General features: G+C 39.9%; 23 protein-coding genes and 1 riboswitch. Of the genes, 16 read left to right on the top strand and 7 right to left on the bottom strand.

All coding sequences use genetic code 11. The annotated features are described in order from the left end of the window. The 4 genes from ACTHJT_RS14245 to ACTHJT_RS14230 all read right to left on the bottom strand — a co-directional run. On the bottom strand, positions 1–380 hold a 380-nt coding region (locus ACTHJT_RS14245; RefSeq protein ID WP_440239354.1), incomplete at its 3' end, for a DEAD/DEAH box helicase. Positions 381–680: 300 nt separating this feature from the next. Then, the gene (locus ACTHJT_RS14240; protein WP_440239352.1) at positions 681–2,285 is read right to left on the bottom strand and encodes a POT family MFS transporter; all 1,605 of its coding nucleotides are present in this window, start codon (positions 2,283–2,285) and stop codon (positions 681–683) included. A 19-nt stretch (positions 2,286–2,304) separates the two neighbouring features. Then, positions 2,305–3,240, bottom strand: a complete 936-nt coding sequence (locus tag ACTHJT_RS14235; RefSeq protein ID WP_440239350.1) for a 1-phosphofructokinase family hexose kinase — start codon at positions 3,238–3,240, stop codon at positions 2,305–2,307. A gap of 8 nt (positions 3,241–3,248) precedes the next feature. Beyond that, positions 3,249–3,857, bottom strand: coding sequence for a hypothetical protein (locus ACTHJT_RS14230; protein WP_440239348.1), 609 nt, complete (start codon positions 3,855–3,857; stop codon positions 3,249–3,251). A gap of 125 nt (positions 3,858–3,982) precedes the next feature. Between ACTHJT_RS14230 and mnmA the strand changes: the two genes are divergently transcribed. The 7 genes from mnmA (at position 3,983) to ACTHJT_RS14195 (ending at position 13,064) form a co-directional block, all read left to right on the top strand. After that, positions 3,983–5,092 (top strand): tRNA 2-thiouridine(34) synthase MnmA, encoded by a 1,110-nt coding sequence (mnmA, locus tag ACTHJT_RS14225; protein WP_440239345.1) that lies wholly within the window; start codon positions 3,983–3,985, stop codon positions 5,090–5,092. Further along, complete coding sequence (locus tag ACTHJT_RS14220; protein WP_440239343.1) at positions 5,089–5,772, top strand: hypothetical protein; 684 nt, start codon at positions 5,089–5,091, stop codon at positions 5,770–5,772. The genes mnmA and ACTHJT_RS14220 overlap by 4 nt, the downstream gene beginning before the upstream one ends. Beyond that, a complete protein-coding gene (locus ACTHJT_RS14215; RefSeq protein ID WP_440239341.1) occupies positions 5,759–7,348 on the top strand; it encodes a S8 family serine peptidase in 1,590 nt (529 codons plus the stop codon). The genes ACTHJT_RS14220 and ACTHJT_RS14215 overlap by 14 nt, the downstream gene beginning before the upstream one ends. Before the next feature lie 27 nt (positions 7,349–7,375). Then, complete coding sequence (gene rpe, locus ACTHJT_RS14210; RefSeq protein WP_440239338.1) at positions 7,376–8,029, top strand: ribulose-phosphate 3-epimerase; 654 nt, start codon at positions 7,376–7,378, stop codon at positions 8,027–8,029. 170 nt (positions 8,030–8,199) lie between these two features. Then, positions 8,200–8,395: riboswitch (cobalamin riboswitch) on the top strand. A gap of 141 nt (positions 8,396–8,536) precedes the next feature. Beyond that, on the top strand, positions 8,537–10,414 hold the full coding sequence (locus ACTHJT_RS14205; RefSeq protein WP_440239336.1) for a TonB-dependent receptor: 1,878 nt from the start codon (positions 8,537–8,539) through the stop codon (positions 10,412–10,414). Between the two features lie 8 nt (positions 10,415–10,422). Next, positions 10,423–12,039, top strand: coding sequence for a DUF4465 domain-containing protein (locus tag ACTHJT_RS14200; RefSeq protein WP_440239333.1), 1,617 nt, complete (start codon positions 10,423–10,425; stop codon positions 12,037–12,039). Continuing rightward, positions 12,039–13,064, top strand: coding sequence for a YncE family protein (locus ACTHJT_RS14195; protein WP_440239331.1), 1,026 nt, complete (start codon positions 12,039–12,041; stop codon positions 13,062–13,064). The genes ACTHJT_RS14200 and ACTHJT_RS14195 overlap by 1 nt, the downstream gene beginning before the upstream one ends. Position 13,065: 1 nt before the next feature. On the opposite strand, the gene ACTHJT_RS14190 is transcribed toward ACTHJT_RS14195, so the two are convergent. Continuing rightward, positions 13,066–13,752 carry a hypothetical protein gene (locus tag ACTHJT_RS14190; protein WP_440239329.1) on the bottom strand — a complete coding sequence of 229 codons (687 nt, stop codon included), beginning with the start codon at positions 13,750–13,752 and terminating at the stop codon, positions 13,066–13,068. Positions 13,753–13,917: 165 nt separating this feature from the next. Here ACTHJT_RS14190 and ACTHJT_RS14185 point away from each other — a divergent pair, with 165 nt between their 5' ends. The 3 genes from ACTHJT_RS14185 (at position 13,918) to ACTHJT_RS14175 (ending at position 16,847) form a co-directional block, all read left to right on the top strand. Next, positions 13,918–14,514 carry a DNA-3-methyladenine glycosylase gene (locus ACTHJT_RS14185; RefSeq protein ID WP_440239327.1) on the top strand — a complete coding sequence of 199 codons (597 nt, stop codon included), beginning with the start codon at positions 13,918–13,920 and terminating at the stop codon, positions 14,512–14,514. 83 nt (positions 14,515–14,597) lie between these two features. Next, a complete protein-coding gene (locus tag ACTHJT_RS14180) occupies positions 14,598–16,355 on the top strand; it encodes a WG repeat-containing protein (protein ID WP_440239325.1) in 1,758 nt (585 codons plus the stop codon). A gap of 57 nt (positions 16,356–16,412) precedes the next feature. After that, positions 16,413–16,847, top strand: coding sequence for a peptidylprolyl isomerase (locus ACTHJT_RS14175; RefSeq protein WP_440239323.1), 435 nt, complete (start codon positions 16,413–16,415; stop codon positions 16,845–16,847). A gap of 78 nt (positions 16,848–16,925) precedes the next feature. Here ACTHJT_RS14175 and ACTHJT_RS14170 read toward each other — a convergent pair whose 3' ends face one another. Next, positions 16,926–17,765 carry a hypothetical protein gene (locus tag ACTHJT_RS14170; protein ID WP_440239321.1) on the bottom strand — a complete coding sequence of 280 codons (840 nt, stop codon included), beginning with the start codon at positions 17,763–17,765 and terminating at the stop codon, positions 16,926–16,928. Positions 17,766–17,961: 196 nt separating this feature from the next. Here ACTHJT_RS14170 and ACTHJT_RS14165 point away from each other — a divergent pair, with 196 nt between their 5' ends. The 6 genes from ACTHJT_RS14165 to ACTHJT_RS14140 all read left to right on the top strand — a co-directional run bounded on the left by ACTHJT_RS14165 (position 17,962) and on the right by ACTHJT_RS14140 (position 22,717). Then, positions 17,962–19,848, top strand: a complete 1,887-nt coding sequence (locus ACTHJT_RS14165) for a DNA topoisomerase IV subunit B (RefSeq protein ID WP_440239319.1) — start codon at positions 17,962–17,964, stop codon at positions 19,846–19,848. 133 nt (positions 19,849–19,981) lie between these two features. Beyond that, positions 19,982–20,884, top strand: a complete 903-nt coding sequence (locus tag ACTHJT_RS14160; protein WP_440239317.1) for a cation transporter — start codon at positions 19,982–19,984, stop codon at positions 20,882–20,884. Positions 20,885–20,917: 33 nt separating this feature from the next. Continuing rightward, positions 20,918–21,388 (top strand): hypothetical protein, encoded by a 471-nt coding sequence (locus tag ACTHJT_RS14155; RefSeq protein WP_440239315.1) that lies wholly within the window; start codon positions 20,918–20,920, stop codon positions 21,386–21,388. 108 nt (positions 21,389–21,496) lie between these two features. Next, complete coding sequence (locus ACTHJT_RS14150) at positions 21,497–22,051, top strand: RNA polymerase sigma factor (RefSeq protein ID WP_440239313.1); 555 nt, start codon at positions 21,497–21,499, stop codon at positions 22,049–22,051. A 46-nt stretch (positions 22,052–22,097) separates the two neighbouring features. Then, entirely contained in the window at positions 22,098–22,475 is a 378-nt protein-coding gene (locus ACTHJT_RS14145; RefSeq protein ID WP_440239311.1) for a hypothetical protein, read from the top strand. A 5-nt stretch (positions 22,476–22,480) separates the two neighbouring features. Further along, the gene (locus ACTHJT_RS14140) at positions 22,481–22,717 is read left to right on the top strand and encodes a hypothetical protein (protein ID WP_440239309.1); all 237 of its coding nucleotides are present in this window, start codon (positions 22,481–22,483) and stop codon (positions 22,715–22,717) included. Positions 22,718–22,780: 63 nt separating this feature from the next. On the opposite strand, the gene ACTHJT_RS14135 is transcribed toward ACTHJT_RS14140, so the two are convergent. After that, positions 22,781–23,312: hypothetical protein (locus ACTHJT_RS14135; RefSeq protein WP_440239307.1), on the bottom strand; the 532-nt coding region annotated here is incomplete at its 5' end.

Raw genomic sequence — 23,312 nt, 5'->3', positions numbered from 1 at the left:
GTACCAACTACAATGTGTGCACCAAATTTCAAATCTTTGATTTGTCTTTCGATTGATTCACCACCATATACAGCAAGTACGCGTAAGCCTTTTTTGAATTTAGATAATTTTTTTAATTCTGTTGAAACCTGTAAAGCAAGTTCGCGGGTAGGACAAAGAATTAATGATTGTGTAGCATTGATTGATAAATCAACATGCTCAATGGCAGGAATACCAAAAGATGCAGTTTTACCTGTACCTGTTTGAGCCTGACCTGTAAGGTCTTTTCCTGTAAGTAAAATAGGAATAGTTTTTTCTTGAATAGGTGTAGCTTCAGAATAGCCCACGCTTTCGATGGCCTCCAATACCTCTGGAGACAAACCAAGATCTTTAAATAACATAGAATGTTTTTAATTTGTTAAATGAATTATTTCGTCGTCTTTTCTAGATTACATAATATATCCGAAAGGTGTAATGAAAAAATACCTTGGGACATCAAAATCTATTAATCCTAGAAACAGATTGACAAGTAGCATAGTCTACCTCGAGACTATTGGGGTGGTATTTTTTCAGCGGTGCGTCACACGCACATTCCTTGTGAATTAAGTCAGCCATTTGCTGACACATTACTCAAAAGACATGCAAATATATACTAATTAATTGATATAAAGAAATATCTATCGAAAATTTTCTGGCAGAGCTTATTCGCGCTCTACCTGAATGTAAGTTTTTCCCTGATATTTAACAGCTACACCAATAAATAAAATTGCTGTAATAAACATCAGCAGCGCATACATATGGAAATATGCTTCGTGTTTGAAACGATGGAATACGACCATATAGCCCGATTCCATATCGGCTGTTTTTATTGTTTCAATGGTATGCCAGCCGTTGTCTTCCAGGGTAAATTGTTTGGATGCCGGGTCAATGGTTCCCACCAGATACGTACCGGTAAGCGGGATGGTATCAAACTTCTTTGTTTTTGAATTTTGCTGGAGGGTAGCCAAACCGGAGCCGCCATCAAATTCTATTTTCTCTCCTTTAACAGGTGTATAATCATTCAAAGAGATGTATGTTTTGGTTCCGGCTGTTATTGTTGAAACGGCTTCAGGAAGGTTGTTGTAATTCGAAATAACAGTAACCAGAATGTTACCAAGAGAAATGGAAAACATAAATATTCCCATCACGGTTGATTTCATTTCATTTGGTGCCTGCGTGTATGAAAATTCCAGTGCCGTAATGGAAACCATCACTTCTGCCATGGTCAATATCAGATAGGCCAGGAACTGCCACCAAACACTGGTTTCGATGCCCTGGGAAATTCTGTGTTCAATATATGCGGCAATCATAAATGCTCCGGCACAAAGGAACATGCCGATCAGTACTTTAATTAAAGGTCGTAACGGAATAAGCTTACTGAGTGCAGGATAAATAAACCATGCTGATAATGGAATCAGTACAAGCACGAGTACAGGATTGATTGCCTGGATCTGTGAGGGAAGCAAGGTAAACTCCCACAGGCCGAAGATGCTGATGTCTTTATTCAGGAATGCACTTTTGGATTGATATACCCAGGTACTTGCATGCTGGTCATATAGAGCCCAGAAGATGGCGATAAAGGCGTAAATGAATAACAGTCTGCCGATAGCAGCCAAACCTTCCTTACCAAAGACAGTTTGGAAATAAGCTTTACCAAAAGGAGGTACGTGCACGTACTGTTTTCTTCCCAGCCAGAAAACCAGTGTTGCGATGAACATCAGTATGCCCGGTAGGCCGAATGCATAAGCCGGACCGTAGTGCTCAAGCAGGTAAGGAGTAAGCAGAGTACTGAATAATGAACCGAAGTTGATTGCGAAATAAAAGATGGAGAATACTCTTTCGATCAGGTGTTTGTTCTTTTCACCAAACTGATCGCCAACATGAGCGGATACACAAGGCTTGATACCTCCGGCGCCTATGGAGATTAGCATCAATCCCCAGAATAAACCATTTTCTGTTTCATTGATTGCCAGGGCGAGATGGCCCAAACAATACACAATGGACAGTAATAAGATTGTGCGGTATTTTCCGATGAAAATATCTGCCAGGAATGCACCTAAGATAGGAGTAAAATAGACCGCAGAGGTAAACGTGTGCGCCCACTCTGTAGACCTGCTTTCGGTCATGTGTAAATAACTTGTCATAAAAACAGCAAGTATGGCTCTCATGCCATAAAAGCTGAATCGTTCTGCGGCTTCGTTACTAACAATAAACGGAATACCTGAAGGCATTCCGTTCGTTGTAGAGGTTTGTATAGTTTTACCCATTTTATTTCATCTCAGGTTTTTATTTCCCACCAAGCTGTGCATACAGGCGGTCTACATCTTCTTTTTTACAAAGCTCTGTACCAAAATTCATGGTCGCTGCCGTACCGCAGGCAACACCGAATTTAATGACATCTTCATAACTTTTCCCGCGGGACAAACTCAATACCATACCGGCTACCATGCTGTCGCCGGCACCTACTGTACTTTTCTTTTCTACAGGAGGAGCAGTTACGTGGAAAATCCCTTGTTTAGAGGCCAGGAATGCACCGGCACCGCCAAGCGAAACAACAAGGATCTCTACTTTTCCGGAGTTGATGATTTCCATTGCAGCAGCTTCCTGTTGTTCTTTGGTAACAAGTTCTTTGCCCACCATTTCACTTAATTCATTGATGTTGGGTTTGCAAAGAAATATACCTTCTTTTAAAGAGTGTTTTAAAGCTTCACCGGAAGTATCTAGTATCAGGCGCGCCTTCTTCTGAAGAACGATTTGAGAGAGGCGTGTATAAAATTCGTCGGGTACACCTTTAGGTGTACTGCCGCTTACTACAAAGTATTCAAAGTCGTTTTCCGGATCCTGGATCACAGCCAGCATTTGTTCCCATTCCTCTTTATAGATTTCAGAACCGGGCATTCCGAAACGGTATTGGTGATTGGTTTCGCGTTCAACTACAATGAAGTTTTCACGTGTCCAGTTTTTGATCTGAAAGGTGATCTGTTCAATCCCTTCCTCCGTCAGCAGTTGTTTAAAATGATTACCGGTATTTCCTCCAATCGGATAAAGGGCAACGGATCTGCCGTCTAACTTTTTGATGGCCCGGGAAACGTTGATGCCACCGCCGCCGGGCTGGTAAATAGGACTGTCGCAACGTAATTTATGCTCAGGTTGTACACGTTCAACAGAGGTGCTTTTGTCAAATGCCGGACTCAGTGTTAGTGTAAAAATCGAACTCTTCATAAGGTAAATTAATTTTCTTCTAATGCTTCTAGTATATCAATCAACTGATCCAGGTCTTTCCAGCCAGGCCGTTGCTCATCCCCGCCTTTTAATGCAATGCCTTTCAGAGCAAGTTCATTAATAGCCGGAATATCATTTTTTTCAATCGGAAGTGACCAGAATGCCGGAAATTGAGAATTGATCTGCTTGATTTTATCCTGGTTTGATCTCCATTCAGCCCAGTGGCTCAGTTCAAACAATACATATTTGGATTCAGTATTTATTTGATTACCAATTGTGTCAAGCTTGTTTGTATTATTTTCAAAAGAGACCTTTTGAATGGTCGTGAAAGGAATGGTGTCAGGTGTGATACCCGCTAATTTTTCATATTGAATGAAGTCGGGTTGGTAATTTTCCTGAATGCAGGCAAGTAGTTCTGGTGTGAGAATCGTTACTTCTACAACTGTTTGAATTCCGGCAACCCAGGATACGATTGCTTTAAACAGTTCTGGACTAACATATCTTTCAGCACCTGGCTCAACTTCAAAACCCATCATGTCAACTCCCATGCCTGCTGCGTATCTTGCGTCAGAGAGGTTGTTTACCGAGCTTAATATTACCGGAATTGTTAATCCCATTATGTATGTTCTTCTGTAATTAAATCTAAATATGGGATAATTTATTCATAAATTTGTTAATAATAAAAGAAACTAAGTAAGCGTTTTTGCGGTTACAACCTTGTTTAAAAAGGAATTCACTGGAAATGAGTAAAAAAGGAAGAGTATTGGTTGCCATGAGTGGTGGAATAGATAGTTCGGTAGCTGCTGTTATGTTACACGAACAAGGCTATGAGGTGATTGGTATGACCATGAAGACCTGGGATTATGCAAATCTGGGCGGCAGTAAAAAAGAAACAGGTTGCTGCAGTCTGGATTCAATCAATGACGCGCGCAATATTGCCGTGAACCTGGGCTTTCCGCATTATATAGTAGACATACGCGAAGAGTTTGGTGATTATGTGATCAACCACTTCAATAAAGAATACCTGGATGGCAGGACTCCGAACCCATGTGTATTGTGTAACACACATATCAAATGGGATTCATTGTTGCGCCGGGCAGATAAAATGGATTGTGATTTTATCGCGACAGGGCACTATGCGAAAGTGCGTGAAGAAAACAATCGTTTTGTTATTTCTAAAGGACTGGATGAAAACAAAGATCAGTCTTATGCATTGTGGGGAATTTCCCAGGCAAGTTTAAGCAGAACGATGTTTCCGCTGGGACATTTACATAAATCAGATATACGCGCCATGGCTGCAGAGCGTGGCTTTATGGACCTGGTAAATAAAAGCGAATCCTATGAGATTTGTTTTGTACCGGATAATGATTACCGCGGTTTTCTGAAACGCCGTAACCCGGGACTGGAAGAGCAGGTACGGGGAGGTGAATTTGTATTGGAAGATGGTACTGTTGTCGGTAAACACGAAGGCTATCCGTTCTATACCATTGGCCAGCGCAAAGGCCTGGGCATAACATTGGGTTATCCGGTTTTTGTTACTGAAATTCAAAAAGAAAAAAACAGAGTTATTTTAGGCCGGGAAGATGGATTGAACCGTAATGGTATGTGGGTAGATCAATTGAACATGTCGAAGTATGAAAATCTAAGAGGCATTGTAAAGGAATCTATTACGAAAGTTCGTTATAATGATGATGGTACATCAGCCTCTATTGAACAGATCGGGGATGAGATGCGCGTATCTTTTCATTCCCATGTAAAGGCTATCGCACCCGGACAGGCAGCTGTGTTCTACGAAGGTGAAGATGTCATTGGCGGTGGTTGGATTAAATCGAGTTTTAAACAAGGCCAATGATACGAATAACATTTTTTATACTTGTGTTGATTGCATGTTTATCCTGTAAACGGGATGACGACTCGGTACCGGCATTAACGGGCATTGAATATTTCCCGACAGACAGCGGCAGTTATCGGATTTATGATGTACGTTTCATTCAATATGATAATGATACCATTGATTCAACCTATCAGATGAGAGAGGTTATCCATGACACATTTTATTTCAATAATACGCTGGTATATGAATTATACCGGTACTACAGAGCTAATGAAACGCAGCCATGGCAGTCTCAACCGGATTCTGTCTGGTCTTTTACGACAGATCACAACCAGATAACCATTCAGGAAATAAGCAATAGTTTTGTCCGTCTGGTATTTCCTTTATCGAATGGGGAAGTATGGGATGCGAATACAAAGAATGTTTTTTTACGTGATGATGTTACAGCAACAAATGTCGGCAAGCCCTATACGGTCAATAATGTTTATTTTCCTGAAACCTGCAATGTCATTGAAGAGCAGAGTAAAAACCTCGTATATAAAGATTACAGAAACCGGGTATATGCAAAGAATATTGGAATGATCTATAAGCGTTATGAATTCCTGTCTTATAATACCAGTGATGAGTTTATTGGCCAGGATAAAGTTGATTTCGGCAGTATCCGGGAAGAAAAGCTGGTTGCTTATGGGAAGCCATAACCGGTTTATTTTTTTACTTGTTCTTTTATCTTCTTCGTCCGTGCTTTGGGCGCAGAACAACCCATACGTCCTTTATTTAAAGGATAAGCACGGAACGCTTGCCATCAATAATCCTTCGGCATTTTTATCTCCCAGAAGTATTTCAAAGCGCATCCAGAATACTATACCAATTGATTCGTCAGACTTACCTGTTTCACAAGTATACATAGATCAGATTGCAGCCACCGGTTGTGAAATAATATACACTTCTAAATGGCTCAATGCTGTTATTGTTAAGGCATCGGTTACAGCATACAATGATGCAACAGCACTCCCTTGTGTAGCCTCATCCCGTAATTCATTCAGGACATCATTCAATAGAAATACGCAAGCCATTCAGGCAACAACACAACAGGATCGTGCCGCTGATTTTTCAGATAAGCTGGGCATAACACAAATGCATCAGATGGGATACACAGGCAACGGTATATTGATTGCGGTTACAGATGCCGGCTTTCCTGGTGTAGATACCTTATCTGCATTCCGGCATTTGTGGGAGAATAATCAGGTGCTCTATGCATTCGATGTGGCCGATAACAACACAAATATATTTGATGACTACTATCACGGAACGGCAGTGTTATCAGTACTTGCAGCAAAGGCTCCGAATTATACCGGTGTAGTGCCGGAAGCTGAATATATATTGTTGCGAACAGAAGTGGAAGCAACAGAAACGAAGCTGGAGGAATACAACTGGCTTCGTGCCGCGGAAATTGCAGATAGTTGTGGTGCTGATATTATTGCGGTTTCCCTTGGTTATACAACGTTTGACAACTCAACGGAAGATTACTCCTATGCCGATATGAATGGTCATACGAGCATTATTGCTTATGCTGCGAATACTGCTTATGACAAAGGAATGTTTGTTGTATGCGGTGCCGGAAATGAAGGCAGTAATGCATGGAGGTATGTCAGTACGCCAGCAGATGCAGAAAATGTAATTACGGTAGGGTCTGTCGACTGGAATAATACGAAGGCTTATTTCAGCTCTGTGGGGCCTACCGCAGATGGACGCATGAAACCCAACCTGTCGGCACCGGGAGTAAATATTACCTGCATTACATCCGATGGAAGTTTTCTGGTAACTGGCGGCACATCGTTGTCGTCGCCGATGATTTCAGGCATACTGGCCGGTATGATGCAGGCATTTCCTGCACTCTCAAGAACAGAATTGACGGACATGCTGTATCAATCCTGCGATACCTATGAGAACCCAACAAATCTGAAAGGGCATGGCGTGCCTGATTTTACGAAGGCAGATATTTTTGCACATATTTTCATGCAGGGATCTGATTTTATTTTAGCACCGACTCCATACCAGGCTGGCGTTCTCACGTTAAAGGTGCCTGGCTCCAATGATTCATATACCTTGAATGTTATTGATAATCAAGGGCGGAATATCTATGCGGCTGCATATGAGTCTGATGAAAAGCTGATTCATCTTGAAAATGATTTTCAACATATCGCTCCGGGATTTTACTTTATTATTGTTGAATCTGTGTATGGCAGAGAAATATTGAAATGGATTATATTATAGCAAGAGCTTTTTCGTATATTTGTGATTATGGGAAACGTACTTATAGCACCGAGTGTATTATCTGCCGACTTCGCCAATCTTGAGCGGGATGTTAAAATGATCAATTCCAGCAAGGCTGATTGGTTTCATATTGATATTATGGATGGCGTATTTGTGCCAAACATTTCATTCGGCTTTCCGGTGATGCAGGCAATCAATAAACATGCAGCTAAACCATTGGATGTGCATCTGATGATTGTAAATCCGGAAAAATACATCCAGACGTTTAAAGATTCAGGCGCTGCAAATATTTCTGTGCATTATGAAGCATGCACACATTTGCACCGTACGATCTACCAGATTAAAGATGTTGGCTGCAAGGCTGGTATTGCAATCAATCCGCATACACCCATTCATTTATTAAAAGATGTGATTAAAGATATCGACCTGGTTTGTATGATGTCTGTTAACCCAGGTTTCGGCGGACAAAAATTTATTGAACATACGTATCAGAAAGTGCGTGAACTGAAACAGCTGATTCAGGAAAACGATGCAAATGTACTGATTGAGATTGATGGCGGGGTGAATGAAGTAACAGGTCCGAAACTTGTTGCGGCAGGTGCAGATGTATTAGTTGCAGGCAATTATGTATTCTCTGCGAAAGACCCGGTTGCTACAATTGAACAATTAAAACAATTATGAATTATGAGTTATAAATTATGAATTCGTAATTCATATGCATAATAATTTTCTAAATCATATAATAAAGATAAAATGCCATCTCACTTACAGGGATGGCATTTATCTTATATAAGAATAGCTAATAGTAAACCAATTCATAATTTATAATTCATAATTATAAATTATTTCCCTACCTTTGTTCCGTTACCGGTTTATTTCAACGTTTGAAATAATTAAAAGGGAATTCGGTGTAAGTCCGGAACAGTTCCCGCTGCTGTAAGCTCATAATAGGTTGTATTTGATTTCGCCACTGTCCGGATAGTTATCTGGACGGGAAGGTAAATACAACGAGTAAGTCAGAAGACCTGCCAGTATCAAGATATTCGAAGCTTTCGGTGAAAAGGCTAGCGGGTAAGTCTCCGGCATAGTAGTTCCTCTATTGTGCTCTTGCATTTATCTTCCTGGATCTCCAAGCCCGAATGATTTAAAGATCATTTGATGCACATTGTTACGCAATTTATTTTCCGTATGACACTGCTGTTAGTTATTCTAACAAGCAGCCAATACCTATTTGCACAGATCCGTTCAGACTCTGTTTATGAAATGGCGCTGATCGAAATTGAAAGCTATCGGTATAAAGACTTTTCTGCCGGCAGTAAATTCATGCGTATTGACTCGGCCTATTTAACCAATAACCCCGGCTCTTTAGCTGATGTTTTAACCAACCAGTCGGCTGTTTATATTAAATCCTACGGAATGTCTTCGCTTGCCAGTATTTCTCTTCGCGGAGGTTCTGCTTCACAAACCCAGACTACCATGAACGGAATGATCATGAACAGCCCTACCACCGGCCAGCTTGATTATTCTACCGTACCATCTTTTCTATTCAATAATATGCAGCTGCAGTATGGTTCCCAGGTTTCGCTCATGGGAAGCGGCGCTATTGGCGGCAGTATTCATTTATCGAGTGACCAGAATTTTGTTAACCGTAAAACATTCGGTGCAAGCTTTCAACTGGGCAGCTATGGGTCTGTATTGCCTGTATTATCAGCACGTATCGGAGATTCTACGAAACAACTGTATGTTTCTGCATATTATAAGCAGGTGGATAATTCCATGCCATATTATGTAAACGGAGAAAAGCAAATGTTGGATCATGCCGCTCAGTTTCAAAAAGGAATCTATATGGATTATAGTTTCAGATTGAAAAATCATACACTGAAATATTGGTGCTGGTATCAGCAGATGAACCGTGATTTGCCTGGTACAACGAATGCACCTTTTTCGGATGCGGTACAATACGATAGAAACTGGAAACAAGGCCTTCAATGGATGCATGCATATAAAAGAAGTGTTATACAGAGTAAAATAGGATTGCAGACGGATAAAATGAAATATGAATCCGACACTGCTGCTATACATTCTGTCATCAATAGTTCTTTGATCCAGGCTGAACTGGAATACAGATATAAAATAACGAACAATATAAACGTTCTGGCCGGCACGCAGGCAATCTTACAAAATGCAATATCTGACAACTTCAGTCAGCACACCGCCTCTCAGAATAAACTGGCATTCTTTATATCATCCAACATCAGTGTCCTTTCAAAGAAGATCAATATTGTTCCTTCCATCCGCAAGGAGTGGAGCACTAGCTGGATTCCGCTGACGCCTTCAGTGGGCGTGGATTACCAGATATTTGGTTTTATGAAACTGCATGCATTGGCCTCGTATAATTATCGGATCCCTTCTTTGAATGATCTGTACTGGAATCCCGGCGGGAATGCTTCGTTAAAGCCTGAACACGGTTGGGGATATGAAGGAGGTATTACGTTTGAAAAAAAGCTTAACCGTATTGGTTTATATCAGGATATCACCGCTTATACCAGGACGATAGTTGACTGGATTCTCTGGACTCCCAACGCGGGTATCTGGACACCAGACAATATACAGCGTGTATGGTCAAGAGGTATTGAACTGGAATCAGTGTTTTCGTATACAACATCAGGTTATTCTGTTCGTGTAAAAAATACTTTTGCTTATACAAAATCAACCAACGAATCAGACCTCTCCGGCAACGATTCAAGAAGCGGTAAACAACTGATCTATGTGCCTCTGTATAAAAACTCCCTGACAGCAGCTGTACAGCGTAAAAATGCCGAAGCCGGAATCATATATAACTACACTTCCTGGAGCTTTACAACATCAGACAATTCAGATTATTTAAATCCCTATCATTTGTTTGATGCCTACATGCTCATTCGCATTCGTTTGCCTAAGGTAAAATCGCAGCTGGCAATAAATGCACGTGTCAATAACATCTTTAATAAAACCTATCAGGTAGTAGCGAGCAGGCCAATGCCCATGCGCAATTACCAACTAACAATTTCCTATACATTCAATTAAATACAAACATGAAAAAACTGTTTACTAGTTTATTAATTTTAGCTCAGGCTTTAACCGGGTTTTCACAAACCACATCTACGTTTGATGATCTAACGCTTGACGGCAGCGGTTATTGGATCGGGGACGATGGCTCAGGAGGATTTACAAATGGCGATGCATACTTCCAGAACATTAACACGGGTTGGTGGGCGACAGGTTTTGCATATTCAAATCACACAGATGTTACCACACCCGGGTATACCAATCAGTATAGTGTTTATACAGGAAGCGGAGTGGGCAAGTCCAAACAGTTTGCCATCGGAAAGAGTTTAAGTGTGATTGAATTGCAGAATGATGCAAAGATTGTTCCGGTAACAGGTTTTTATGTGGCTAATACAACCTATACGGCACTTGACATGAAAAGTGGTTCGCAGTTTTCTAAAGCCTTTGGTGGTTCAACAGGTAACGATCCGGATTATTTACAGCTGGCAATAACCGGTTACAGAAACAAAGCGGTTATTTCAGATACGGTTAAGATTAAATTAGCAGATTATACATTTGCAGATAATTCTAAAGATTACATTTTGGATACCTGGCGTTGGGTAGACTTGCGTCCGTTAGGTGTAGTAGATAGTTTGATCTTCCTTTTAACATCAACTGATAACGGCAGCTGGGGAATGAATACTCCTGATTATTTTGCCATCGATCATTTCAATGAACCTTTATATGATGTTGCTGTAGTAAACGGAAGTACAGAGGCTTTATCAAAAGACGATGCTTTGTTTAAATCATGGGCTAATGCATGTACTGTTACACGCGGTTATCAGAATATAGCAACTGCCGGTGCGCTGGCTTCTGTTGGCGCAGATACGGATGGAACATTAAAGGCGGGCGCGAATGGTGTTGTATCTTTAGGTGATAACGGAACGGCAATCCTGGAATTCCCTGCACCGGTCAAGAATGGCGCAGGCCCTGATTTTGCCGTGTTTGAAAATGGATTTGATATTGGTACGAATCAGTTTCTGGAACTGGCATTTGTTGAAGTGAGTTCTGATGGTGTGCATTATGTTCGTTTTCCATCAATATCAAAAACAAATGCAGCCGTGCAAACAGCCAGCTTTGGTGCATTGGATGCGGCTTTGCTTTACAATTTAGCAGGTAAATATGTGGCTAGTTACGGAACTCCATTTGATCTGGAAGAACTGAAAAATAATCCGCTGCTTGATGTAAATAATATCACACACGTGAAGATTATCGATGTAATTGGCTCTATTGATCCGGCTTATGCAACAAGAGATTCTTTAGGGAACCCGGTAAATGATCCTTATACAACAGAATTTGCTTCTGGTGGCTTTGACCTGGACGCTGTTGGCGTGATTAACCAGAATGACCTGGCAACGTCTGTTTCTTATGCATCTGAACCATTATTCGCTATTTATCCGAACCCATCTTCAGGTGCATTTAAAATGACTTTATTGAACCAATCATTCCTGGGAGAAACAGTTACAGTCTTTGATGCACAAGGTGCTGCATTGATCAGTCAACCTGTAACAGCAACAAGTACAGTTGATGCCTCTGCATGGACAAATGGTATTTATTTTGTTCGCGTTGGAAACAATACACAAAAAATTGTTAAAATTGACTGATGCTTCGTAGAATCTGTTGTTTTGTTATTCTGATTACTGTATGTTATTCGTGCAAACCACCGGTAAAGGACACTGATCCTTTACCGGATCTGCACAATACAGGAATCTATGTTGTCAATGAAGGCAATTTCATGTCGGGCAATGGCGGTGTCAGTTTCTTTGATACACTAACCAATCAGGTTACACAGGATTTATTTTTTCTGAAAAATACCAGACAAGCCGGTGACGTATGTCAATCGCTTAACTATTTCAACAATCAGTTTTACCTGGTGGTAAATAATTCCGGTAAAATTGAAGTATTGAATGATGATTTTGTAAATACGAAAACAATCGGTGGCCTCACTTCACCACGTTATATTGCTTTCGCTTCAAACAACAAAGGCTATATCTCAGATTTGTATGGAAAAGGGGTTTCGGTTTTAAATACCCTTACAGCAACGATTGAAAAGAAAATCTCTATTAATTACTGGACGGAAGAATTACTCGTGTTTAAGGATACCTTATACGTTACAAGTCCGGCGAGTCGTTACCTGTATCTGATTGATACCAGAACAAGCCTGCTTAGAGATAGCATTGATATTGGTTTTGGAAGCTCATCCATAACCCTGGATGCGAACAACAAACTCTGGATATTGTGCGATGGGAATAAAGATAAATCTATTTTACCGGCAATGATTTGCATGGATCCGGTAAACAGAGGTATTGAACGCACGATTTTTGCCGCAGACTATTCAAGCTATGCTTCGAAATTAAATTTTAATCCGGCTGATAAATGCCTTTATTGGATCGATGGAGATGTATACAAGTTGAATACAACAATCACCGGCAGTTCAAAGCAAGTTGCAATATCCTCTGCCGGAAATAATTTTTATGGTTTGGCAATTAACCAAAATACGGGTGATATTATTGTGAGTGATGCAGGAGACTTCTCCCAACGTTCTCAAATCTATGTTTATTCAAAAAACAATGCCCTGAAATGGTCTTTCAAGGCAGGTTTAATCAGTGGTTATATGCTGGTAAAATAGATCAGAATGAAAATCCTAAACGGAAACCAGCTCTTGGGATGATACCATTGGTATCCTGAGATTCAAGGATAAAGAATGTTGGGTCTGAATTATCCGTATTGTACGTAGCAGGAGATGTATTGGTAGATGACTTAATACCGCCACCAACAAACATGTCCATCACAAATGCATTTTTTATAATTACCTGATAGCCGATTACAGCACCCCCTTCATAGCTTTCAATTCTGTAATCAATAGGATTCAGCACAGTAACGTTATTTACATATGCGGTTGAATTGATATGAAAACGATTGTTGGAATATTTTCCGTAAGGACCTGCATATAATCCGCTCATTGTATACTGTCCCTTGATGAAATAAAATTTCAGGATACCTTCAACCATTCCTCCGTTTGCTTTGTCTTTAGCTTTGGAGTTGACATAGACACCTTGATTATAATCGTAATATGAGTTTGAATTATCTTTCTCAGCTGCGAGGATTCCGCCGGATAATTGGAAGGTTGTTCCATTGCCCAGGTAGCGCTCATAGGACATCAGGAAAGTTGAAGTGAAGAAATGCTGAGGAGAAATTTTCAATGAATTCTTTTTAGAATCAATTCCTTCTTCAGATTGAGCAAATAATTTTGTCGCAGATAAGAAGATCATGCTTAAAACAAATGCTGGTTTTAAAAAATAGCCGGACGTTAACATAAGATATTGTATATTTTAATTACTTAATTCTTAAAGTAATAATGGTTAAATTTATATTATAAATATAACATTAAAATCCTTAATTAATCAAATTTACATTCGTTGATCATATTACCGTAAGATTAAAAAAAACAGCGAATACAACCTATTGTATTTCATTACTTCATGCATTCTAAGTTACAAGCTTCTTTTTATACACGTGCAGATGTATTACAGATCAGTAAAGACCTATTGGGTAAAGTGCTGGTAACAGCTATTGATGGAAAAGTAACATCAGGAATAATCACAGAAACGGAAGCATACATGGCCCCGGAAGATAAAGCATCACATGCGTTCAATAATAAACGTACGCCCAGAACAGATGCATTTTATAATACCGGCGGAATAGGGTATGTATACTTGTGTTACGGTATACATCATTTATTTAATATTGTTACGAACGTGGAAGAAATTCCACATGCAATATTGATACGATCAGTTGAACCGCTGGAAGGCATTGATTACATGCTGCAGCGCCGGAAGAAACAAAAAGTTGATAAGACACTGACAACCGGACCCGGGGCGTTGGCACAGGCATTGGGTATAACCAAATTACACAATAAAATTTCCCTGCTTGGCAATACGGTTTGGGTGGAAGACCGGAATATTGCTGTTCCGGCTATTCAGGCCACTACACGTGTAGGTATTGACTATGCGGCAGAGTATAAAGATAAACCCTGGCGTTATTATATTGAAGGTAATAAGTGGGTAAGTAAAATCTAAAACCCGATAAGATATTGATATATTATAACCAAATTGCGATTCTGCATTATTAATTACAGTAAGCACGATTACAGAATAAACATATGAAATTGATTCACAGAACACTTTGTATTCTCCTGATTTTATTGTCTGTTCAGCTTCAGGCACAGCAGGGAAATAGTTGTCCGGAAGATTTATTCCCTTTTTATGACAAAGAAAAAAAGGCCTGGGGATATGCAGATATCATGGGCATGATGGTGATTGAGCCAATCTTTACGAAAGTATCACCATACAGCAGCAGTAAAGCAATTGTTCAGAAAGGAAACCTGTGTGGCGTGTTGGATTGTAATGGCAACCTGATCGTGCCGGTGCAGTACGAAAAGATTCTGAACTTCCGTTACAATAAAGCCTGGGCTTCAAAAGACGGTCTTTGGGGATTGATTGATGATAAAGGACGCACTGTAATTGCCCATCAGTATACGGATATGTATGCCATACATGGTGCTGAATTGACCTGGGTAAAGAAGAATGGGGTATGGGGTTTGTTTGATGAAGATAACACGAAGTTTATCATCACTCCTCAGTACACAGTGGCGCAGGTATTGTCGCCCAACTGTTCATTGATCCAGAAGGATGGCAAGCTGGGCGTGGTGAACCATGTGAACGGAGGCTTCCTGCTTGAGCCGAATATTGAAAATGTAAAGAAAATCTCACCACGAGATATTATTTTCAACCAGGATGGCAAATGGGGGATCTTTAATAACGTTGGTAAAGTAACGCAGAATCCAATGTATGATTCACTGGATGTATTCAAAACAGATATCCTGATTGCGAAGCTGAACAACCAGTATGGCTTGCTGGACCTAAGCGGGAGCGTGATACTACCAGTGGAATACCAGCAGATAGCTCCGTATAAGAATGGTTATTTCCGTGTGAAAAAAAATAACCTGTATGGCTTTGCTTCTGTGAAAGGTAAAGTATACATCAAGCCGAAATATATAGAAGCTACCGATTTTGCAAATGGTTCAGCGGTTGTAAAAGAAAATGGTTTATATGGAATGATTGATTTTAAGGATTCATTTATTGTTAAACCTGTGTATGCAACCATCTTCCCATCTGCCTTTAATGAATATTATGTAGGAGAAACGCCGGCGCATGCCGATCAGAAAAATAATGCGCAGCAGGATCTTTTATTACCACTGACAACTTCTGTGTTTACAACTAAAACTTTTCAACTGATAAGCCTCGGTGATTCTGTTTCAGCCATCCGGGTTAAACAAAAAGACAAGTGGTATTACTACAACGGCAAAACACAAGCTATAAAATTTGATATAGGTTTTAACGAAGCCGGAGCATTTGTAAACGGCACAGCTGCTGTAACGCAAGGCGGAAAAGCAGGAGTCATTAATAGTGCAGGGAAGTATATTTTGGAGCCGCTTTACACGGCTGTTGAAACAAACCGTTTAGGTATATTATCGTTTTACATCGTAACTGAAAATGGTAAAAAAGGTTTGCTGAATGCATCCGGCAAACGGATTTTAGCATCCGAATACGAAGAGATCATTCTGGCACAGCCCAATCATATCAAGGTTCGTAAAAATGGATTATGGTCATTATTACGCACAGATGGTACAGCTGTATCCACGCAATTCTATACGTCCATGGATACGACAGATGTAATGCCTGTGCCGGTTCAGCGTGCAAAAAAATGGTGTCTGCTGAACCAGGATGGCGTTGAAACGAAGTTGGTTAAAGCTGTTTGGATCAAACAGGATCCGGAGAACAGTAACGTTTACATCGTAAACAATGGCAAAAATTCTTATTCAATAAATAAAATCGGAGAGAAAATAGCAGGAGAATAGTTGTTCAATAGGTTACTTTTATTCAAAAAGTCGTATTTTTGTTAAAATAACTTACATATGACAACTGGAGAAATACACACCGATAAAGGTGTAATGAAAGTAGAATTCTTTGATCAGGATACCCCGATTACAGTAGCCAACTTTGTTAAGCTGGCAAAAAGCGGATATTATGATGGATTAAAATTCCACCGCGTTATTCCGGACTTTATGATTCAGGGCGGTTGTCCGGATGGTACAGGTGCCGGCGGACCGGGATATTCAATTAAGTGTGAAACAAAAAATCCAAGTCAGCGTCACGATCGCGGCATATTGTCAATGGCACACAGAGGTAAAGATACTGGCGGTTCGCAGTTTTTTATTTGCCACAGCCGTAAAAATACGAGCCACCTGGATGGTGTTCATACATGTTTTGGTAAAGTTACCGAAGGTGTTGAGATTGTTGATCAGATCAGACAGGGAGATAAAATTCAGAAGATCGTTATCAACAACTGATCAAGTTTAGTATAAAATGGAAAAGCCATGCTTCTGTAATAGAGGCAGGGCTTTTTATTTTATATGAGCGAATGTTTTTTATTTTTTGAAATAAGTTTCGATCGTTTTGGACTGGTTGCTATAAACTCTGAAGGTTATGGAACCGTAGGAACTCCAGGGCTGGATGGTATAGGAGGCTGCACCAGGCAATAAGTTTTCCTGATTAATATGTAAAAGAATTTTCTCTGTTGTAAACCCTGGTTTGTGCCAGTTAGCTTCTCGTAAATGATAATAATAATCAGTGGAAGAAGAGATTGTTTTTATTCTCTCCTGAATGTATTTTTCTCCTTCTTCAAAACGTAATGTATCCGCATATTCAAATTGTAAGAGAACCGCACCATTATATTTTGTGTAAACATCATTTCTGATATCTGAATAAAAATAGGTCTCCGGCGTTTGCTTCAGAAAACTGTAGAACTCCCTGGACTTCTGTAGCGTCATGCATGTATAAGTCTGTTCTTTGATAACGGTAGAATGATCTTTCAGGTAGGAAAGTGATTTTGGGTTAAAGGAATAATATTCATCCTTGCCATTATTCAGGGTAGGCGTGTCATCTTTTTGCTTTTTATTAAAACATAATCCAACCCAGTCCAATGGTTCATGATCCGAAGAAAAATGAATGATGTAGTTGTAATAAGCATTTCCAGTGCAGCTGGTGTCTGGCTTCAGTTCCATGGCATGAAAGAAAGTGCTGATAACAGCCTGGTCTTTACAAAAGAGAGGTTTCAATCCTTTCAGGGCTTCTTTAGGACCATCATCCGGATAAGCAATGAGATACAAGCCCGGAACACGCAATAGTGAATCCAGCGGCGGAATAGATTGAGACCATGCAGTAAAATATGTCACGGCTAAAAAGAAGAATAAGGTAATTTTTTTCATTGGGGAAAAGAATCGATTAGCCAAAGATAGCTAAGTTGTTCAAAATATGGTATACAATGAAAAACTTATCCTATTCATAGTTAGTTGTTTAATCAAATTTAACGAAAGCCCTGATCTGCTGTGGATAATCCGGCCTTTACCCCTCAGAGATTTTTTGTAAATTGTTCCTGCGACTTAATAAAAGACCAATTCCCACATGGCAGCTGAAAAACCAGTATATACCGAAGATAGTATCCGTTCACTCGATTGGAAAGAACATATCCGTTTAAGACCGGGTATGTACATCGGAAAATTGGGTGATGGTTCCGCTCAGGACGATGGTATTTATGTACTTGTAAAAGAGATTATTGACAACTCCATTGATGAACACATGATGGGGAATGGCAAGCAGATTGATATTGTCATCACCGATAAGAAAGTTGAAGTACGTGATTATGGCCGCGGGATCCCGTTGGGTAAAGTGATTGATTGCGTCTCTAAGATTAATACCGGTGGTAAATACGATAGTGGTGCGTTCCAGAAATCGGTTGGTTTGAATGGTGTCGGTACGAAAGCGGTGAATGCATTGTCTGCCTATTTCAGAGTTCAATCTATCCGCGACGGCAGAACTAAAGTTGCTGAGTTTGAAAAAGGTGAATTGGTAAAAGACCACAGGGAAGCAGCAACGACTGAAAAGAATGGTACGATGATCACCTTCACGCCGGATAATACCATCTTCAAGAATTTTTATTTCATTCCGGAATTTCTGGAAGAGCAGCTGTGGAACTATGCTTTCCTGAATGCAGGTTTAACGATCAACTATAACGGTGTTAAGTATTATTCTGAAAATGGTTTATTGGATCTGTTGAAGCGCAAAGCTGATGTGGAATCCATCCGTTATCCGTTTATTCATTTGAAGGGCCATGATATTGAAATCTGTTTAACACACGGTGAACAATACGGCGAAGAATATTATTCCTTTGTGAACGGTCAGTATACCACACAAGGTGGAACGCATTTAGCAGCCTTCAGAGAAGCGGTTGTTAAAACCGTAAGGGAATATTATAAAAAAGATTTTGATGCTTCCGATGTCCGTTCATCGATCATTGGAGCTATTGCCATACGTGTACAGGAACCTGTATTCGAATCACAGACAAAAACGAAACTCGGATCGCAGAACATTGCGCACGACGGACCTACCGTACGTAACTTCGTGAACGATTTTGTAAAGCGTGAACTGGATAATTACCTGCACCAGAACGCAGCAGCTGCAGATGCATTGTTAAAGCGCATCCTGCAATCTGAGCGTGAACGTAAAGATATTGCCGGTATTAAAAAACTGGCTAACGACCGTGCGAAGAAAGCCAACCTGCACAACAAAAAACTACGTGACTGCCGTTACCATTTGGATGATGAGAAATCGGATAAGCGTTACGAGTCAACCTTGTTCATTACCGAGGGGGATTCTGCCAGCGGTTCTATTACAAAGTCCCGTAAGGTAGAAACACAGGCGGTATTCAGCTTGCGCGGCAAGCCGTTGAACAGTTTCGGACTGACGAAGAAAATCGTTTATGAGAACGAAGAATTCAACCTGCTGCAGCATGCCTTGAATATTGAAGATGGTCTGGAAGGTCTGCGTTATAAGAATGTGGTTATCGCTACCGATGCCGATGTGGACGGCATGCACATCCGTTTATTATTGATGACATTCTTCCTGCAGTTCTTCCCGGATCTGGTGCGTAACGGTCACTTGTTTATTTTAGATACACCGCTCTTCAGAGTTCGTAATAAAAAGGAAACCATCTATTGCTACAGCGAAGAAGAAAAGCAAAAGGCAATTGCAAAGCTTGGTTCTAAGCCTGAGATTACCCGATTCAAGGGCTTGGGAGAGATCTCTCCGGATGAGTTCGGTCACTTCATCGGCGAGAACATCCGCCTGGACCCGATTATTCTGACCAAAGAAATTACTATCCCGAAGTTGCTTGCATACTACATGGGTAAGAATACGCCGGAGCGTCAGCAATTCATTATTGAAAATCTGAAAATTGAAAAAGACGCACCAGTGATTGAAGAAGAGAAAGTAGCAGCGGAAGTTGTTGAATAATTTAACACAGATCTTTTAAAAAAGCACACATCGAAGGAATTCCGGTGTGTGCTTTTTTTTATATTTACACATTCAATATTATTCTGATTCTTTTTTATTAACTCTTAATTGTAGTTTTATAATCCCCATTTGTATGATTGCCAACAACAGTAAGATCGAATACCATTCGCTGCTTTTTTCATTCTACATCGTACTGGCCTTGATGGTATGCAGTCTTATTTTTAATGAACTTACCGAGTCTAATATTATTGAAGTAGATGCGGGCTCTTATGTAATCAGCGCCATTATTGGACTTGTGACGATATACATATCCAGGTTGAAAGAGAAGCCCAAAGATGAAAACCATCCGCTGGGTTTTGCCGGTTATGTACCTGTACTGAATCTGATACGCAGCTTCATGGTTATTCTGATTTGTATCAAAGCGATCGGAGAATCGCTGGGAAGTATTTTTAACGGCCCGGAGCCCACAGCACATGGCATCATGTTTCTCTATGCACTTGTTACCTTGTTCTTTAATCTGGTAGCTTATATAGTCATTAATAGCCGTGGTAAAAAAATCGGTTCGGCTTTACTAAAGACCGATGCGCTGGACTGGAAGACTGATATCTTTTTCAATCTGTCGATTGTACTTGCTGTTGCGTTTTCGTATTGTCTGCAGTTTACGGCCTACAAAGCCTATGCAGATTATGTCGATCCGGTGTTTTGCATAATCTTTTCAATTGCCATGGCGTATTACCCGATTGTTTTATTTTCTGAAAATGTAAAGTTGCTGTCTGTATCATCGATCGATAAAGAGCTGCAGGCAAAGATCATCCAGGCTTTTACTGAAAAGATCACACACATTGATAAGTACGCACCGGTATTTACGGTATTACAGGTAGGAGGCGTGTTGTGGGTGAATATTGAATTGTTTGTACATGAAGACGATGAACCGATCGCATTGGATTACATGGTGATCCGCACAAAAGGAGAAGAAATTTTAAATGAAATTACGCCTGACAATAAAATATCGTTTTTGTTTAACAGGGTTAAGTGAGTACTTGTATTGTGTATATTGATTAGGAGAAATATGGATATAAAACATCTTTGGAGAAAAGCGTCTGCGGATCAACGGATCATATTGGCGTCAGCATTTATCGGTCTTGTTATTTGTGTATTGGGATATCTCAAACTATTTATACCTGCATTAATATTATTTAATATGTTTATGATCGTTAAACTTGGTAGAAAAACAAGTTTTTATTATTTAAAAGATGGTGATGAAGGTATAATAACAGACGTGAGATATATAAAACGGAGCACTTATATCTTTTCAACGATACATGCAATTGAAGTAGCAATAAGGGGGGAGTTATTCTCTTTTGTTATAACCCAATACACACCGCTTTCTATAAATGAAAAAGTTAAAATTATCCGGCATGACTCGGTTAAAAAAGTTATAAGTAAGAATGAAGTTATGCTGAGCTTTCTAATAATTCCAATTCTGATAATGATAAGTTGTGTGGTTTTTTCTTCTTTTTTGAAATGGAGTGGCTTTTAAATTATTGTAAATCAGTGATTTTTGGTTGTTCTGGGAATTATTTTTAATCTTTATACAATATTTTTTTCAGCAGTTCGACTATTCTGTAGAAGGAATTCAAAAGTAAAAATGGCAAGTAGTCAGGAAGCACACATAGAACAGGTTTTTAAGAACCAGCGCGGGGGCCTGTTAGGATTTATCCGTAAGCGTGTATCTCGGCTCGAAGATGCAGAAGACATCCTGCAGGACGTATTCTTTCAATTTGTTTCTGCTTACGACAGCATAGAATCAATTGACAAAGTAAGTTCCTGGCTGTTTTCTGTGGCACGTAATAAGATTACAGATCGCTATAGAAAGAAGAAACCGGATGCCTGGTCAGACTTAGGTTTCCAGGGCAAGAATGAAGATTCAGAAATGCTTATGCTGGAAGATATACTTCCGGATTTTAAGAATACTCCTGAAGATGTTTATGCCCGTAATGTAATCTGGGAAGCAATAGAAGTTGCAATGGCAGAGATGCCGCCGGAACAGCGCCAGGTAATGTTGCTGCACGAGTTTGAAGACAAGTCTTTCAAAGAGATCAGCGAAATCACGGGTGTCAGTGTAAACACATTATTGTCCAGAAAGCGGTATGCAATACTATCGTTGAGAAAAAAATTACAGGAATTGTATGATGAGCTATAGCATCAGGCAATTGAATTATCAGATTAACTATTAAATCATTAAGGTCATGAAAAATAAAATAATTATCATCGCGAAAATAGCAATTGGTGTTCCCTTGATCATCTTTGTGGTGGGATACATTACCATGAGTTTGTGGAACTGGCTTGTACCAGCGTTGTTTCACGGGCCGGAGATTAATCTTTGGCAGACGTTTGGTATAATCTTATTGTCTAAAATCCTCTTCGGAGGCTTCAAAGGTAAAGGAGGCGGTTGCTGTTGCGGCCACGGCGGGGGAAATCCGCGTGAAGCCTGGAAGCAGCACCTGAAAGCAAAGTGGAATGACCTTTCCAATGAGGAACGTTCAAACCTGAAAAATAAATTCTTCAGTAAATGCTACCCAAGACCGGAGGATGAACACAATCAGACTGAAACCCCTAATAAATAAATATCATGGAACTATTTATTGTAAACTATCAGTTGAAAGTTGCCATTAAAAATAATGGTGAGTTTGTAAATGAATATGAAACCCGTTCGGAAACGATGACCAATACCAGCAATTTTTTGCCGGAAGTTCTTACAGATATCTATGAGAAGCACCGCCACGAATGGCTGATAGGAGTAGAGATACAGGATGTAACGCTTGTTGAAACCATTGATATTGAAAACCGTGAGTTGATTCACGCGTAAAAAAAAGAATCCCGAGCCCGATCCCGATAGCTATCGGGATCGGGATCGGGACTCTTTTTAATTTTATTCTTTTGTACTCCTGTTTATCGGAACGTAGATCAATAAATTGATCTGCATCAGATTATCTTTTTTCTTGCGGTTTCCCCAATCAGAAATATTATCAATATAATCTGTCATGGGATTTAAAAAGCCTGCATCAACGCCAATGCCACATCCATTCTGCAGATAATAAGCTCCGCCTATTTTAATGGGAAACATCAGTGATATGTTAGAATATTCTTCACCTCTGGCACGCGTGGAAAATTGATTTGAATATGAATTATTAAATTCATCTTTTGGATTGTAGCGCAATAAAGCCACACCCGGACTGATATAGAGCGAATACGATGCTTTTTTTAATATATGTATACGCAGTTCGTATCCAATGCTGAACAATGAAGTCTTGAAATAGTTATTAGGTGTTGTGGTTGCTGTATCGTTGAATGTGTATGAAGGATTATTGCCCCGTACACCACCGAGCATAAAATGGATATAGCCATTGGTGCGTTTCTTTTTATTAAACAGAATACCTCCATGAAAAGTACCGCCCCAGCTT

The organism is Cytophaga sp. (genome assembly GCF_051961495.1).
Classification (GTDB): domain Bacteria; phylum Bacteroidota; class Bacteroidia; order Cytophagales; family Cytophagaceae; genus Cytophaga.
This window is presented reverse-complemented; position numbering and strand designations above follow the sequence as displayed.

What these genes read in the sequence shown, in the direction of transcription:
- ACTHJT_RS14180 (WP_440239325.1), top strand. Translation starts at nt 14,598, where the DNA reads ATGAAATTGATTCACAGAACACTTTGTATTCTCCTGATTTTATTGTCT.
- rpe (WP_440239338.1), top strand. Translation starts at nt 7,376, where the DNA reads ATGGGAAACGTACTTATAGCACCGAGTGTATTATCTGCCGACTTCGCC.
- ACTHJT_RS14205 (WP_440239336.1), top strand. Translation starts at nt 8,537, where the DNA reads ATGACACTGCTGTTAGTTATTCTAACAAGCAGCCAATACCTATTTGCA.
- mnmA (WP_440239345.1), top strand. Translation starts at nt 3,983, where the DNA reads ATGAGTAAAAAAGGAAGAGTATTGGTTGCCATGAGTGGTGGAATAGAT.
- ACTHJT_RS14215 (WP_440239341.1), top strand. Translation starts at nt 5,759, where the DNA reads ATGGGAAGCCATAACCGGTTTATTTTTTTACTTGTTCTTTTATCTTCT.
- ACTHJT_RS14200 (WP_440239333.1), top strand. Translation starts at nt 10,423, where the DNA reads ATGAAAAAACTGTTTACTAGTTTATTAATTTTAGCTCAGGCTTTAACC.
- ACTHJT_RS14170 (WP_440239321.1), bottom strand. Translation starts at nt 17,765, where the DNA reads ATGAAAAAAATTACCTTATTCTTCTTTTTAGCCGTGACATATTTTACT.
- ACTHJT_RS14155 (WP_440239315.1), top strand. Translation starts at nt 20,918, where the DNA reads ATGGATATAAAACATCTTTGGAGAAAAGCGTCTGCGGATCAACGGATC.
- ACTHJT_RS14185 (WP_440239327.1), top strand. Translation starts at nt 13,918, where the DNA reads ATGCATTCTAAGTTACAAGCTTCTTTTTATACACGTGCAGATGTATTA.
- ACTHJT_RS14145 (WP_440239311.1), top strand. Translation starts at nt 22,098, where the DNA reads ATGAAAAATAAAATAATTATCATCGCGAAAATAGCAATTGGTGTTCCC.
- ACTHJT_RS14240 (WP_440239352.1), bottom strand. Translation starts at nt 2,285, where the DNA reads ATGGGTAAAACTATACAAACCTCTACAACGAACGGAATGCCTTCAGGT.
- ACTHJT_RS14220 (WP_440239343.1), top strand. Translation starts at nt 5,089, where the DNA reads ATGATACGAATAACATTTTTTATACTTGTGTTGATTGCATGTTTATCC.
- ACTHJT_RS14230 (WP_440239348.1), bottom strand. Translation starts at nt 3,857, where the DNA reads ATGGGATTAACAATTCCGGTAATATTAAGCTCGGTAAACAACCTCTCT.
- ACTHJT_RS14165 (WP_440239319.1), top strand. Translation starts at nt 17,962, where the DNA reads ATGGCAGCTGAAAAACCAGTATATACCGAAGATAGTATCCGTTCACTC.
- ACTHJT_RS14195 (WP_440239331.1), top strand. Translation starts at nt 12,039, where the DNA reads ATGCTTCGTAGAATCTGTTGTTTTGTTATTCTGATTACTGTATGTTAT.
- ACTHJT_RS14190 (WP_440239329.1), bottom strand. Translation starts at nt 13,752, where the DNA reads ATGTTAACGTCCGGCTATTTTTTAAAACCAGCATTTGTTTTAAGCATG.
- ACTHJT_RS14175 (WP_440239323.1), top strand. Translation starts at nt 16,413, where the DNA reads ATGACAACTGGAGAAATACACACCGATAAAGGTGTAATGAAAGTAGAA.
- ACTHJT_RS14140 (WP_440239309.1), top strand. Translation starts at nt 22,481, where the DNA reads ATGGAACTATTTATTGTAAACTATCAGTTGAAAGTTGCCATTAAAAAT.
- ACTHJT_RS14160 (WP_440239317.1), top strand. Translation starts at nt 19,982, where the DNA reads ATGATTGCCAACAACAGTAAGATCGAATACCATTCGCTGCTTTTTTCA.
- ACTHJT_RS14235 (WP_440239350.1), bottom strand. Translation starts at nt 3,240, where the DNA reads ATGAAGAGTTCGATTTTTACACTAACACTGAGTCCGGCATTTGACAAA.
- ACTHJT_RS14150 (WP_440239313.1), top strand. Translation starts at nt 21,497, where the DNA reads ATGGCAAGTAGTCAGGAAGCACACATAGAACAGGTTTTTAAGAACCAG.